Annotated in this window: 9 protein-coding genes; 5 read left to right on the forward strand and 4 right to left on the reverse strand. The window is 70.8% G+C overall.

Annotation, left to right across the window (positions count from 1 at the left end; genetic code table 11):
• Window positions 1–56 precede the first annotated feature (56 nt).
• Together MEBOL_RS26340 and MEBOL_RS26345 are read left to right on the forward strand one after the other, a co-directional pair.
• The gene (locus tag MEBOL_RS26340; protein ID WP_179956297.1) at window positions 57–3,452 is read left to right on the forward strand and encodes a tetratricopeptide repeat protein; all 3,396 of its coding nucleotides are present in this window, start codon (window positions 57–59) and stop codon (window positions 3,450–3,452) included.
• A 1-nt stretch (window position 3,453) separates the two neighbouring features.
• The gene (locus tag MEBOL_RS26345) at window positions 3,454–3,816 is read left to right on the forward strand and encodes a hypothetical protein (RefSeq protein WP_425437554.1); all 363 of its coding nucleotides are present in this window, start codon (window positions 3,454–3,456) and stop codon (window positions 3,814–3,816) included.
• 22 nt (window positions 3,817–3,838) lie between these two features.
• Here MEBOL_RS26345 and MEBOL_RS26350 read toward each other — a convergent pair whose 3' ends face one another.
• The 3 genes from MEBOL_RS26350 to radC are packed head-to-tail and all read right to left on the reverse strand — an operon-like array spanning window position 3,839 to window position 6,992.
• Window positions 3,839–5,905, reverse strand: coding sequence for a RecQ family ATP-dependent DNA helicase (locus tag MEBOL_RS26350; RefSeq protein ID WP_095980038.1), 2,067 nt, complete (start codon window positions 5,903–5,905; stop codon window positions 3,839–3,841).
• 2 nt (window positions 5,906–5,907) lie between these two features.
• Window positions 5,908–6,225 (reverse strand): hypothetical protein, encoded by a 318-nt coding sequence (locus MEBOL_RS26355; protein WP_095980039.1) that lies wholly within the window; start codon window positions 6,223–6,225, stop codon window positions 5,908–5,910.
• Window positions 6,222–6,992, reverse strand: coding sequence for a RadC family protein (gene radC / locus MEBOL_RS26360; RefSeq protein WP_095980040.1), 771 nt, complete (start codon window positions 6,990–6,992; stop codon window positions 6,222–6,224). The genes MEBOL_RS26355 and radC overlap by 4 nt, the downstream gene beginning before the upstream one ends.
• 188 nt (window positions 6,993–7,180) lie before the next feature.
• Between radC and MEBOL_RS26365 the strand changes: the two genes are divergently transcribed.
• The 3 genes from MEBOL_RS26365 to MEBOL_RS26375 all read left to right on the forward strand — a co-directional run bounded on the left by MEBOL_RS26365 (window position 7,181) and on the right by MEBOL_RS26375 (window position 11,601).
• Window positions 7,181–8,581, forward strand: coding sequence for a TraB/GumN family protein (locus MEBOL_RS26365; protein ID WP_095980041.1), 1,401 nt, complete (start codon window positions 7,181–7,183; stop codon window positions 8,579–8,581).
• A 66-nt stretch (window positions 8,582–8,647) separates the two neighbouring features.
• Complete coding sequence (locus MEBOL_RS26370; RefSeq protein ID WP_095980042.1) at window positions 8,648–9,964, forward strand: M18 family aminopeptidase; 1,317 nt, start codon at window positions 8,648–8,650, stop codon at window positions 9,962–9,964.
• A 53-nt stretch (window positions 9,965–10,017) separates the two neighbouring features.
• Entirely contained in the window at window positions 10,018–11,601 is a 1,584-nt protein-coding gene (locus MEBOL_RS26375) for an adenylate/guanylate cyclase domain-containing protein (protein WP_095980043.1), read from the forward strand.
• 63 nt (window positions 11,602–11,664) lie between these two features.
• Here MEBOL_RS26375 and MEBOL_RS26380 read toward each other — a convergent pair whose 3' ends face one another.
• Window positions 11,665–13,335: a hypothetical protein gene (locus MEBOL_RS26380; RefSeq protein WP_157775496.1), complete on the reverse strand. Its 1,671-nt coding sequence runs from the start codon at window positions 13,333–13,335 to the stop codon at window positions 11,665–11,667.
• Between the last annotated feature and the right edge of the window lie 135 nt (window positions 13,336–13,470).

Consider the following 13,470-nt stretch of genomic DNA (forward strand, 5'->3'; position numbering starts at 1 on the left):
ACCGCATCGGGAGGTGGCGAAACCGAAGGGGGGCCGGTGCTATGGTCCGCCACCGCATGGGCAAATCGTTGGTGGAGCGGTACGAGCAGCTTCTGGCCCAGGATCCCGCGTCGTCGGTTTTCGTCGAGCTGGCCAAGGCATTGATCGCCAAGGGCGAGCATGCGCGGGTCATCTCCGTGTGCGAGCAGGGCATCTCCCATCACCCCCAGTCGGTGACGGGCCGGGTGCTGTGGGGCAAGGCCCTCATCCTGATGGGCCGCCCGGCGGAGGCGATGGCCCAGTTCGATCAGGCCGTGTCCATCGACAAGGAAAACCCCCACGCCTACAACCTCATCTCCGAGGTGTTGCTGCAACGGGGCCTGTACCGCTCGGCGCTGCCCATCCTGCGCAAGGCGCTCGCCCTGCAGCCGAATGATGCGCGGGTGCGGGGCTGGATGGAGCAGGCCCAGGCCGCGCTCGCGGGCGGCCCCGCGCCCGCCTTCGATGACCTGAACAGTCTGGAGACCCCGGTCTCGGAAGAGGCCCCCGCCGAGCCGCCGGCGCCGCCTTCCTCCGATGCGGAGGCCACCGCCTCCGCGCCGGTCTCGCCGGACGAGGCCGCCCCGGCCCCGCCGCCCGCTCCGGTGGGGGAGGCCTCCGCGCCGGAGGAAACTCCCGTGGAGTCGATGCTCTCGGACGCGGACGTGTCCTCCGTGCCGGCGCTGGAAGCCCCGGGTGAGGCGGGGGCTTCCTCCGCGGACGTCCCCGAGGTGGCGCTGCCCTTCGATGACGAAGAGGCCCCGGTCGTCATGGCCGCCTCCCCCGAGGACGAGGTCGTCGCCGTGGAGGCCGTCTCCGAGGGGGGAGAAGGCAACCTGCTCGCGGATCTTCCTCCCCTGGAGGCCTCGCCATCCGAGCCCGAGGCGCCTCCCGCCGAGCCCGAGCCCGAGCCCGCCGAGTCGGCGGACCCCTCGCGGCGGGGATTGTTGGAGGGGCTGCCCGAGGTCGCGGTGCCCTCCACCCGAGCGGCCGCGCCCGCCCCCACGCCCGTGCCCCGGGCGCCGGCCCAGGACGTGGCGGCCCTGGCCGCGGCCTACGAGCGCGAGCTGCGCGCCACGCTCATGCCCAAGGACTCGGGGGCGTTCCTCTCCAGCCGCGCGATGAAGGTCCTCGCGGCGGTGGGCGTGGTGCTGGTGCTGCTCGGCGGGGCGCTCGTCCTCCGCGTCCGGCAGGGGGGCCAGGCCCTGGCCTCCACGCTGGATCGCACCTCCCAGCTGTTGCTCAAGGACACGGTGCCCGCCCGTCAGGACGCGCTCATGCTGCTGTCCCACGTGGTGTCGCTGGAAGAGGACAACACCCGGGGTTGGGCCCTGACCGCCTATGCCCAGGCCTTGCGCTATGAAGAGACCTTGGACGCCGAGGCCCGCACGCGCGCGCTCGCCGCGTTGAACCACCCCGGCGTGCGCGAGTCCTACCCGGCCGCTGCCCTGGCCGCGGACGCGCTGCTGGCGGATGAGCGGGGACGGGACGCCGCGGGCCAGGCGCTCGTGAGCGCCGTCAAGTTGGAGAGTTCCGAGGTGCAGGGGCTCGCGGGCGAGTGGCTGCTGTCGCGCGGCCAGACGAAGGACGCCCTGGAGCGCCTCACGCGGGCCCTCAAGCTGGCGCCTCGCAACACGCGGGCCCTGGTGGCGCTGGGTGACTACTACCGGGACGCGGAGGATCCGGTGAACGCCCTGCGTCTGTACTCGGCCGCCGCGAAGCTCGTTCCCGAGCACGCCGGGGCACGCCTGGGCATGGCGGAGAGCCGGTGGATGCTGGGCCAGGACCTGGAGCAGGCCCTCTCGGAGCTCCAGTCGCTCGAGTCGGAGACGGCGTTGCCCGTGGTGGTGCGCGAGCGTCTGCGGCTGGTGCGAGGCCGGTTGATGACCGCGCTCGGCAACGCCCGGGAGGCGCGGACGCTGCTCGCGGACAGTGGCAAGGGTCCCCTGGTCCCCGACTTCCTCGTCGCGCGGGGAGAGGCGGAGCGCGCCTCCGGTGACATGGCCGCCGCGCAGCGCTCCTTCGAGGAGGCCTTGAAGCTCGCTCCAGGCCGCGACGAGGCCAAGGAAGGTCTCGGCCGGACGTTGCTCCAGCGGGATCGCGCGCGCGAGGTGCTGTCGCGGATCGACGGTGAGGCGCGGCCCGTGGCGCTGGTGCGGGCCGCGGCCTACACGCGGCTGGGGGATTGGAAGCGCGCCCGCGTGGAACTGGCCCACACGCGCGCGGACGCGGGCTACCCCGCCGAGGCCATCATCTACCTGGCGCGAGCGGATGCCGCCGAAGGGGATCGTGCCCGGGCGCGGGAGGCCCTGGAGAAGACGCTCGTGGCGGCCCGGCGTGACAAGAGCCGGGTTCGGACGGCGCTGGGCATGATGCACTGGCAGGACAAGTCCCTCGACAAGGCGAGCGCGCTGTTGGAGACGGCCATCGCGGAGGACACCCGCAACGACGAGGCCGCTTTCGCGCTGGGTCAACTGCGCATCGCCCAGGGCCTGCCGGACGTGGCGGTGAAGCCGCTGACGCAGGCGGTGGAGCGCAATGGCGCCAATGGCGAGGCGCGCGAGCTGCTGGGCCGGACGCTGCTGTCCCTGGGCCGGACCGCCGAGGGGCTCCAGCAGTTCGAGGCGTGGCGGCTCGACAGCCCCGAGTCCGGCGCCGCCCACAAGGGCGCCGCGCTGGCGCTCCTTCACTCCGGACGCGCGAAGGACGCCGAGGCGGCCTCCGCGCGCGCGGTGGCGCTGTCGGCGGCGGATCCCGAGGCCCACCGCGTGCGCGCGGACATCCTCTTCGCCCTGGGCGACACGAAGGGTGGCTTCTCCGCGCTGGAGGGCGCCAACAAGCTGGACAGCAAGTCGCCGGAGACCTTCTGCGCCATCGCCTCCGCCTTCCTGCGCCAGGGCCTGGTGCTCAACGCGGACAAGGCCTTCGAGGCGGCGCGGCGCGAGGGGCCGGACACCCCCTGCGGCCAGGTGGGCGCGCATTGGGTGAAGGACTCGGGCGGACGCGACGCGGCGACCCAGCTGCGCGACATCGCCCAGAAGGCCTCCCAGCCCTGGGACAAGGCCTTCGCCCAGGCGTCGCTGGCCCGGGTGCTGCTCGCCACCGGCGCGGCGAAGGAGGCGCGCGAGGCCGCGGACGAGGCGGTGCGGTTGGCGCCCTATTCCGGACGTTCCCACGTCGCCCTGGGCGCGGTGGCGCTCAAGCAGGGCGACGAGAAGACGGCCGTTCAGGCCCTCTCGCGCGCCGTGGAACTGGAGCCCGTGGACGGGTTGGCCTGGTTGTCCCTCGCGGACGCGCTCGCCCGTCAGCCCTCGGAGAACGCCCGCGCCCTCCAGGCCTATGAGACCTTCCTCAAGCTCGCGGCGGGCTCGCCCGAGGCGGGCCGGGTGAAGAAGGCGCTTCCCGCGCTCCAGCGCAAGTCGGGAGGCCGGTAGCGTGCCGTCCTCTCCCACGCCGCACCTGCCCCTGATGCGCATCATGGGCGGCAACGCCTTCCTGCTGTCCATCATCTATCTGGTGGTGGGCCTCGGCGTGGAAGTGGCGTGGCGGGTGCGGCCCTCGCTCTTCCTGCAGCGCTTGTCCCTGTCCCTCGACGCGCTGCCGGCACGGGCCCTGGAGTTGACGGGACTCGTGGTTCCCCTGCGTGACGCCTACCTCGCGGGCCGTATCTCCGAGTCCGTCCTGCGGCTCGTCTTTGGCGCCACCACCGTGTGCATCATCTACGGGCTCGCGGTGGGCGTGGGGCTGGTGATGGGCACGCTGCGCGGCCTGCTGCTGTACCGCGCCTCGAGGCGCTGAGCGCGCCTCACCGCGGGGCCTCTCAGGGGCGGCTGCTCCGGCCCTTGCCTCGCGTCCGGGACGGAGCGGGCGCCACGGCGATGGGCTCGTGTCCGGCGGCGCGGGCCATGAGGCAGATTTCCACCACCTTGGGCCCGAAGCGCTCCCAGCGGCTCTCTCCCGTGCCCTTCACCGACAGGAACGTCTCGCGCTCGATGGGCAGCGCGGCGGCGAGTCCCCGCAAGGTCTCGTCATTGAAGACCATGAACGGGGGCACCTGGAGATCCTTCGAGAGCTCCTTGCGCCAGCGCCGCAGCTCGGTGGCCGCCAGCTCGCTGTAGCCGTCGGGACGTCCCGGGGCGAGCGTGGGCGTGGCCCGGGGCGCGGCGGTGCTACCGAGGCCCGGCAGGCGCTGGAGCCGGCTGCCCGCGCACGTGTCGCACTGGCCACAGGTGGAGGCCACTTCCTGTTGCCCGAAGTAGCCCAGGATGAAGGCCCGGCGGCATCGCTTCGTGTAGGCGTAGTCCGTCATCCGCTTGAGGTGCATGAGCGAGCGCCGCTCCTGCTCGCGCACCTTGCTCAGGTCCACCCCCAGCTCGGAGAAGGGCACCTGCTCCAGCGCGCGGATGGTGCGCCCGGAGAAGGGCCGGCGCACGCGCACCGCTCCCGCCCGCTCCAGCAGCTTCAACGCGTGCTGGATGTCCTCGCCCGACAGGCCCGTGCGCCGCGCGAGGATGGGCACCTGGGTGGTGGCCGAGCGTCCCACGGGGAAGGTCTCCAGGAGGGAGGCGAGCAGCCTCCGGGCGTCCGGTGCGTGCGGCTGCGCCGTGGCCGCCTTGTCCGTCAGCGTGAGGCCGTAGTCGCCTTCCCCCCGGCTGCCCCGTTCCACCTTCCTCTCCCGCTCCAGGATGCGCAGCGCGGCGGAGATCTCGAACTCGCTCGCTCCCGCCTGCGCGGCCAGCACGTGCATGCCCTTGTCGTACTCGGGCACGCTTCGCAGCACGTTCCACAGGTCCGACATCACGGCCTCCGAGGGGTGGTTGCCCTCGATGAGCCGCTCCTGGGTGTGCACGTCCGCGTGATTGAAGAGCAGCGCGGCGAAGGCCGGCCCTCCATCGCGGCCCGCGCGGCCGATCTCCTGGTAGTACGCCTCCACCGCCCGGGGGATGTTCACGTGGGCCACGAAGCGGATGTCCGGCTTGTCGATGCCCATGCCGAAGGCGTTGGTGGCCACCGCCACCGCGTCCTTGCTGGACATGAACTCGTCCTGGGCCCGGCGCCGCGCGTCGTCGTCCATGCCCGCGTGGTAGAGGATGGCGTTCACCCCCCGCTCGCACAGCGAGGAGTGCGTGTTCTCCGCCGACTTGCGCGTGGAGCAGTAGATGATGCCGCTGCCGCCCATCTGCGCGAGCCCCGCGCAGGCCCGGCGCTTGTCCTCGTCCCCGGTGGCCTGGAACACCTCCAGGAAGAGGTTGGGCCGGTCGAATCCCTCGGCGAACACCCGCGGGTCCTTCATCAACAGCGAGCGCACGATGTCGTCGCGCACCTCGGGCGTGGCGGTGGCGGTGAGCGCCACGGTGCGGGGGGGCCGCAGCCGCTTGCGCACCTGGCCCAGCTGCGCGTAGTCCGGCCGGAAGTCGTGGCCCCACTGCGAGATGCAGTGCGCCTCGTCCACGGCCAGCAGCTCCACGCCCACCTGTCCCACCGCGTCCAGGAAGCTCGGGCTGCGAAAGCGCTCGGGCGCCACGTAGATGAGCTTGTATTCGCCCGCGCGCAGCCGGCGGAGGCGGTCCGCGCGCTCCAGGTCCGACAGGGACGAGTTGATGAACGTGGCGGGGATGCCTCGCCGGGCCAGCTGCTCCACCTGATCCTTCATCAGCGCGATGAGCGGGGAGATGACGAGCGTCACCCCGGGAAGAATCATCGCGGGCAGCTGGTAGCACAGGCTCTTGCCCGCCCCCGTGGGCATCAGCACCACGGTGTTGCCCGGGCTCATGACGGAGCTGATGACCTGCGCCTGTCCGGGACGGAACCCGGTCAGCCCGAAATGGCGGACCAGTCCCTCCTGGGCTTGCTCGACATAGGGCAGGTCCACCGGCATCCGTCGCATCTTCAACGTTCCTTCTTCTCCGTCAACGACTCAGACGCTCCTGCGTCCAGGTCCAGCCCGTCAGGTACCGGAACGGACAGGCGGGCCCGCCATTCGGCCAGCTCCCGGGCCAGCCGGACGCCCGTCTCGACGTCCAAGCGGCCTTCGCGCACCACGTCGCCCTCCCGCACCTGGGGTGGCAACGCGGTGCGAGGCAGCGTGAAGGCCCGGCCGCCTCCCAGCGGCACCACCTGGGCCACGTCCTCCTCCAACACCTCCACCTGGAGGGCCCCTCCCGCTCCTCCGCACGCCACCCCACCCAGCGTCCCCAGCAGCCTCATCCACGCTCTCCCGCCATGCGCCATGGCCCCCGTTCCTCCCCACCCAGCCGCGGCAGGTCTCCGCGCTCCATCATCGAGACGTACGTCCCATTGCCCACCACCACGTGATCCAGCACCTTGATGCCCAGCATCCGGCCCGCCTCGAGGAGTTGCGCGGTCAGGCTCAGGTCCTGCCCCGAGGGCTCGGGGTCCCCGGAGGGGTGGTTGTGCGCCAGCACGATGGCCGTGGCGCGCGCGGTGATGGCCGCGGCGAACACCTCGCGCGGGTCCACCATGCACGCGTTGATGGTGCCCTCGGCCACCCGTGCGTCGAGCAGCAGCACGTTGCGGGCGTTGAAGCACAGCACGTGGAAGACCTCGCGCCGCAGGGCCCCCAGGTGTGGGGTGAGGTACGTGAAGATTTCCCTCGGAGTGCGCAGGCGGGGGCGCCGCTCGGCCACCCGCTGGGCCCGACGCCCCAGCTCCAGCGCCGCCAACACCTGCGCGGTGCGCACCTGTCCCATTCCCGGCCGCGCGCACAAGGCCCTCGGGTCCTGCTGCACCAGGGCCTTGAGTCCCCCCGCGGGGGCGAGCAGCTCCGCGGCCAGGGCTCGCATGCGCGCGCTCGCGCCCCACAGCAGTCCCAGAAGCTCCGGGTCGGTGAGGGCTTCCGCTCCCAACCGGAACAGCCGCTCCCTCGCGTCTTCCCCCTCCGGCGTCTCCCTCACCGACCCCTCGCCCGCGGACCCCTCGCTCCCCACCGCCCCTCCCACCGTCCTGCGCTCCATCCCGCCCTCCCTCCGCCCTCGCCGGATGAGCAACGCGCATGCCGTATTCGCGCGCCTCGTGAGGCCGGGCACCTCTCCGTCTCGGCTCCGTGGAAGTGGCTCGCCGCCGGGACGTGGAGGCCGCGCGTCGAGCGGTCGGGCGGGGGGCTCGGGTGTTGGACGGGGCGCCGCCGGTGCATAATCCCGCCATGAGACGAATGGCCTTCGGTTGTCTGTTGCTGCTCGCCACGTTGTCCGGGTGCACCTCGCGCTTCGTGGACTTCGCCCCCGACGAGGAGGCCCTCTACGAGCAGCCGATCGACGAGGTCTGGCCCCAGGTGCGCGAGTACTTCGCCGCCAACGGTTTCATCCTCCGCGAGGCGCCGGGCACGGCCTCGCTGCAGACGGAGTGGCGCGAGGAGTTCGCCAACTCGCGGGTGGCCGCCTACTGGCACCGCTACCTCGTCATCGCGAAGCCCGAGGGCCCCCACCGCTGCAAGGTGGTCATCACCCGCGAGACGCGCAGCGCGAACTCGGCGCTCCGCGCCCCGGGCAGCGATCTCCTGTGGACGGTGGACGGACGCACCATCGACAACCACTCGGGCGTGGGCAGCCAGACCGCCATGCTCCTGGCGCAGCAGCAGGCGGATGGCGCGGCCGTCATCCTCGGCCAGTCCCAGCAGTCGGCGCGCGACATGGTGCTGGAGTGGCGCGTGTTCCGGAAGATCTCCCCCCTGCTCGCGCAGCGCACGAAGTCCCAGGACAGCCCCGACGTGGTGGTGCACCAGGACACGAGCATCGAGTGCGGCGTGCCCGTGCTCGGCCTGGGCAAGCTGGCGCGCGCGGGCAACGTGGTGCTGCTGGGCGAGCTGCATGGCACGCAGCAGGTGCCGCACTTCGTCGCCCAGAGCACGTGCCAGGTGGTCACCCAGGGCATCCCCGTGACGGTGGGCCTGGAGGTGCCAGCCGCGAACCAGGAACGGCTCGACACCTTCCTGGGCAGCGAGGGCACGGAGGCGGATTGGGCGAAGTTGATGGAGAGCCCCTTCTGGCGCAGCCCCTATCCGGATGGCCGCAACAGCGAGGGGGTGGTCTACCTGCTCGACGCCCTGCGCAAGCTGCGTGCCCAGCGGTTGGACGTGAAGGTGTTCGCCTATGATCGTCCGCCCCTGGAGGGCGAGGCGCGCGAGGAGGCCATGGCCCAGAGGGTGCTGGAGGTGGCCGCCGCGTCGCCTGGCCGCGCGCTGCTGGTGGTGAGCGGCAACCTGCACCCGCGTCAGGTGCAGGGTCTGCCGTGGGCTCCGGGCTACCGCCCCATGGGCCTGCGACTCGCCGAGCAGCGTGCCCATGTCTACTCGTTGGACATCGCCTACAAGGGTGGCACGGCGTGGATCTGCGCCGTGAACCCGGAGCAGAAGCTGGACTGTGGCGTGAAGCCGGCCAAGGGCCAGGACAACGGGGACCGGTACTTCGTGCAGTTGTTCAGCGGACGCAATGCCCAGGGCTATGACGGCATCTTCTACGTGGGCGCCGTGACCGCGTCCCTGCCGGCGGTGTACGAGGGCGTGGAGCCCGCCGGGAGCGCCGCGTCCCACGCGTCTGGCAGGTAACGGCTACCGGGTGGGCGCCCCGCGTTTCTCCTGGCGGGGCGCGGCGGCGGCGCTAGCCTGGGGGCGATGACCGCCTCCGCCGCCACCGACACCGCCGCCAACGATCTGCTGGCCTATATCGATGCCTCGCCCACGCCCTACCACGCGGTGCGTGAGACGAGCCGCCGCCTGCTGGCCCAGGGCTACCGGGCCCTTGATGAACGCGAGTCCTGGGAGCTCAAGCCCGGGGACAAGGTGTTCATCACCCGAGGGGACACCAGCATCGCCGCCTTCCACCTGGGCACGGCGCCCGTGGAGCGCGCGGGCTTCCGGCTGGTGGGGGCCCACACGGACTCGCCCAACCTGCGCATCAAGCCCCAGCCCCACGCGGGCAAGGCCGGCTATCAGCAGCTCGGCGTGGAGGTGTACGGCGCTCCGCTCTTCAGCACGTGGATGGACCGCGACCTGTCGCTCGCCGGGCGCGTGGTGACGGCGAAGGACGGACAGCTCGCGCACCATCTGGTGGACTTCCGCCGCCCGCTCTTGCGCATCCCCAACCTCGCCATCCACCTCAACCGGGGCGTGAACAACGACGGCCTCAAACTCAACGCCCAGGAGCACCTGGTGCCCGTGCTCGCCCTGGAGCGCTCGGGCGCGGTGGACCTGAGGACCCTGCTCGTCGAGGAGCTGGCCCGAGCCAACGTCCACACCGTGCCCCAGGACATCCTCGGCTACGACTTGTGCCTCTATGACACGCAGCCCTCCAGCCGCTCGGGCGCGTTCGGGGAATTCCTCCATGCGCCGCGCCTGGACAACCTCACGAGCAGCCACGCGGGCCTGTCCGCCCTGTTGGCCCTGGACGCGCCGGGCGAGGCGACTCGGGGGGTCATCCTCTACGATCACGAGGAGTGCGGCAGCGTGAGCGCCCAGGGCGCCGCCTCGCCCTTCCTGCGCGATCTGCTCGAGCGCATCACGCAGGCGCTCTCGGATGGACGGCGCGACGCGTTCCACCGGGCGATGCGCCAGTCCTTCCTGGTGTCGGCGGACATGGCGCACGCGGTGCACCCCAACTACGCGTCCATGCACGAGCCCAAGCATCAGCCCCTGCTCGGAGGGGGCCCGGTCATCAAGTCCAACGTCAACCAGTCCTACGCGACCGATGGCGAGAGCTGGGCTTGGTTCGCCCTGTGCTGCCGGGAGGTGGGCGTGACGCCGCAGAACTTCGTCACCCGGACGGACCTGGGCTGCGGCAGCACGATTGGCCCCATCTCCGCGGGAGAGCTGGGCATCCGCACCGTGGACGTGGGCAGCCCCATGCTCTCCATGCACTCCATCCGGGAGATGGCCGCGGCGGCGGACGTGGCGGCGATGATCTCCGTGTTGCGCAATCTCTTCGCCCGCTGAGCGAGGTGCCCGGGTCCCGTCCGGGAGCCCGGGTGGTAACGTCCCCGTCCATCATGCAGCTCATCGTGAACCCGGGCCTGATGGACGAGCGGGTGTTCGAATTGCCCGAAGGCAGCGTGACCATTGGCCGCACGCAGGAGAGCACCCTCTGCGTGTTTCATGGCAGCCTGTCACGCCGCCACGCACGGCTCGAGCGCCAGGGGGAGTACTTCCTCCTGGTGGATCTCCAGAGCAAGAACGGCACGTTCGTCGACGAGGTGCGGGTCGAGCGGTACCTGCTCCGGGTGGGTCAGTCCTTTCGTTGTGGCGAGGTGTACTTCACGCTCACCGTCTCCCGTGCCGAGTTCCGGGCCCTGTCTCCCTCTCAGGTGCAGTCGCTGCGCAACCGGCTGTCCCCGGGCTCCATGGGGGAACTGCTGGACGCGAGCAAGTCCTCGCCGGGCTCTGCCCTCAAGCTCAAGCACAAGAGCCAGGAGAGCGGGGCGAACGAGAAGCTCCAGGTCTTGCTCAAGGTGAGCCAGCTCCTGTCGTCGCCCGGGCACATCGAGGCGCTGCTCGAGCGCATCGTGGAGCTCGTCTTCCAGATCATGGAAGTGGATCGGGTGGCCCTGCTGTTGGTGGATCCGGCGACGGGGAGCCTGCGGCCCCGGGTGGCGAGGCTGTCCACGGGCGAGACTCCCTCGGGCCCGTTCTACAGCCAGCGCATCGTCGAGTACGTGCGCACCCGAAGCGTGGGGGCGCTCTTCTCCGACGCGTGGATGGACCCCCGGCTCAATGACGCCGCGTCGGTGGTGTCTCAGTCCATCCGCGCCTCCATGTGCGCTCCGCTCAAGCCCCGGGACGAGGTGCTGGGCGTGCTGTACGTGGACCACCTGTCCCAGGCCCATGGCTTCGGCGAGGAGGACCTGGAGTTCCTCACGGCGTTCGCCAACCAGGCCGCCATCGCGCTCGACAACTCGCTCCTCGCGCGGCGGCTCGAGGAGGAGGCGGTGCTGCGCAATGCCTACCTGCGCTTCTTTCCTCCGGCCACGCTCAAGAAGTTGCACATGGCGCGGGGCGGTCCCCTGGAGACGATCGAGGCGGAGGTGACGGTGCTCTTCTCGGACATCAGCGACTTCACCGCGCTGTCCTCCTCGCTTGAGCCCCGGCAGGTGGTGGATCTGCTCAACGACTACTTCCCGGTGATGGCGGACATCGTCTTCCGGCACGAGGGGACGCTGGAGAAGTACATCGGAGATGCGTTGATGGCGGTGTGGGGCGCGCCCTTCTCGCACCCGGACGACGCGGACCGGGCCGTGAGGGCCGCCGTGGAGATGCAGCGGGCCCTGGCCGGGTTGAACGCGCGCTGGAGGGAGCGGGGTTGGCCGGAGTTGCGCATCCACGTGGGGTTGAACACGGGTTGGGTGGCGGCGGGGAATATCGGCTCGGAGCAGTACCTGCAGTACGCCACGCTCGGAGACGCGACCAACATCGCCAACCGGGTGTGCTCGGTCGCGGGGGCGGGGCAGATCTACATGACCGAGGCGACGTTCGCGCGCTGGCGGCAGCGGGACTGGCCCGTCACGGCCCTGGCTCCCACCCACGTGAAGGGCAAGGCGGAGGCCCTGCGGCTCTACCGGTTGGATTGGGCCGCGTGATTCTCAACCCGTCCTGTCAGGGGCAACCTCCGTGCTCGGAACGCCCCTGAGCGCGGACCCGGCCTACCGGTCGAAGAGCTGACGGACGAAGTCGACCCACATGGTCTCGCCCTTCATCGCCGTCTCGACCTGGGTGCCATGGCGCTCGTCGAAGTCCCGGGCTCCGGCGTAGGCGGTGTTGAGCAGGTCCGTCATCAACCGGGTCATTCCCGCCTTGTCCGCCTTCAAGTCCCCATTGAGGAAGTCGGCGAGGAGCGAGGACACCAGCTTCTCGGCCTCGCTCTTGGCCATGTTCCCCACGGTGCCGCCCGCGTCCAGGGGCTTGGCGACCAGGCCGACGATGGTGCTGGCGAGTGCCTTGCGCGCGGCCTGCTGCTCGCCGTTGTCCTTGGCGGCGAGGGAATAGCCCGTGACCAGCGAGCCCAACACGTCACCCAGCTGCTTGGCGAACAGTTCGTTGCTCGGAGTGTTCGGATCGTCGTCGTGCCGCGCCGGGTCGAGCATCTGCCCGCGCAGATCGCCCATGAAGTCCGAGATGAACTGGTCGAACGACGGATCCTGGCCGGGGTTGGCGAAGACCGCGTCACGGAAGAAGAGGCCCAGTGCCCGCTGCGAGCCATCGAAGGGACTGTCGGCGGCGCCGGTGTTGTTGAAGAGCCGGCCGGTGATGCCCTGCGCATCGCTCTGGAAGAGCGTCTTCAGGTTGTCCACGAGCGATTGACGGTTCGGGTCGCCCGTGGAGGCGTTGCCCAGCGCGAGCGAGGCGTCCCGGAAGACACGGGCGCGCACGTCCGCGTACTGGTCTCCCTGGAGGTCCGCCGTCATGCCCACCATGCGCTCCAGGCCATCGGCGCGGAAGCTCGGCCAGTCGGAGTGGAAGCTGTCCGAGGGCGGGGGGGTCTCCAGGCCGTTCTTCAGCAGGGTGCTGAGATCGCTGGCGGACCAGGTGTCCGCGACATGCTGGACGAGCTCGGGGTCCGAGGCGATGACCTGACCGGCCATGCGGGCCGCGAAGGAGGCGTCATGGCCCGAGCCGAGCGCCGAGGACTTGACGCCCTCGAGGAAGCCCAGCTTCGCCTCCTGGCTGGCGCCATTCGCGAGGATCATGCCGGCCTGGGGGTTGTTCTTCCCGGCCTCCTTGCCCACCGCTTCCTGGAAGGCGGGCGGCATGGCGTTGAGCGATTCCGCCACGGCGGAGAAGGCGCGCTGGGCATCCGCCTCGGTCGGATAGGTGTTGTGGTTGTCTCCGCTGACGGCATTGACCGCGTCGCCCATCAACTGGCTGGTGAGCTCGGGGCCCAACTCCTCGTACAACTCCCGCAGGAACTCGGGGTCGTCCTTGTGGGCCTCCACCGTCTCCAGGAAGTCCTGGGCCCGGTAGGTCTCCCATTCCGCGGTGGCATAGTTGTCTTCGTTCTTCAGCCGTGCCGCGGCCTCGGCGCCGCTCGACGCATCGGCGGCCTGTCCCGAGGAATCGACCGAGGCTTTCGCGGCCCTCGAAAGCGTCTGCGACTGGAGGGTCGCCAGGAGCTCGGTGTTCCGGGGCGCGATGTCTCTCGTGGCCTTCGCGGAGGTGAACTGGTCCTTGCCGTAGTCACGGACCACGGAGGGCTGGGCAGCAGGGGTGGCGGTCGCCGGAGCACGGGTCGGGGTGCTCGCCGTGTCCGAAGAGGGCCGCGAGCTGACCGTCTTGGAGAGGGACGACGGAGAGTTTCGATTCGAGATGCCACTCATGGAGGAATCCTGGGCCCTGGGCTGGCGTCGGGAGGGGTGTTCCTTTTATCGAAAGTCGTGAAGCAAAGTTTCCTTGGAGTACGTGCTACGTACCTCCTAGGGGCCTTGTCGCACTGCGTCAGCTCTCCCGCCTGA

It is taken from the genome of Melittangium boletus DSM 14713 (assembly GCF_002305855.1).
GTDB lineage: Bacteria > Myxococcota > Myxococcia > Myxococcales > Myxococcaceae > Cystobacter > Cystobacter boletus.

Coding starts and splice junctions, on each gene's coding strand:
- MEBOL_RS26370 (WP_095980042.1), top strand. CDS start 8,648: ATGACCGCCTCCGCCGCCACCGACACCGCCGCCAACGATCTGCTGGCC.
- MEBOL_RS26350 (WP_095980038.1), bottom strand. CDS start 5,905: ATGCGACGGATGCCGGTGGACCTGCCCTATGTCGAGCAAGCCCAGGAG.
- MEBOL_RS26340 (WP_179956297.1), top strand. CDS start 57: ATGGGCAAATCGTTGGTGGAGCGGTACGAGCAGCTTCTGGCCCAGGAT.
- MEBOL_RS26375 (WP_095980043.1), top strand. CDS start 10,018: ATGCAGCTCATCGTGAACCCGGGCCTGATGGACGAGCGGGTGTTCGAA.
- MEBOL_RS26365 (WP_095980041.1), top strand. CDS start 7,181: ATGAGACGAATGGCCTTCGGTTGTCTGTTGCTGCTCGCCACGTTGTCC.
- radC (WP_095980040.1), bottom strand. CDS start 6,992: ATGGAGCGCAGGACGGTGGGAGGGGCGGTGGGGAGCGAGGGGTCCGCG.
- MEBOL_RS26355 (WP_095980039.1), bottom strand. CDS start 6,225: ATGAGGCTGCTGGGGACGCTGGGTGGGGTGGCGTGCGGAGGAGCGGGA.
- MEBOL_RS26380 (WP_157775496.1), bottom strand. CDS start 13,335: ATGAGTGGCATCTCGAATCGAAACTCTCCGTCGTCCCTCTCCAAGACG.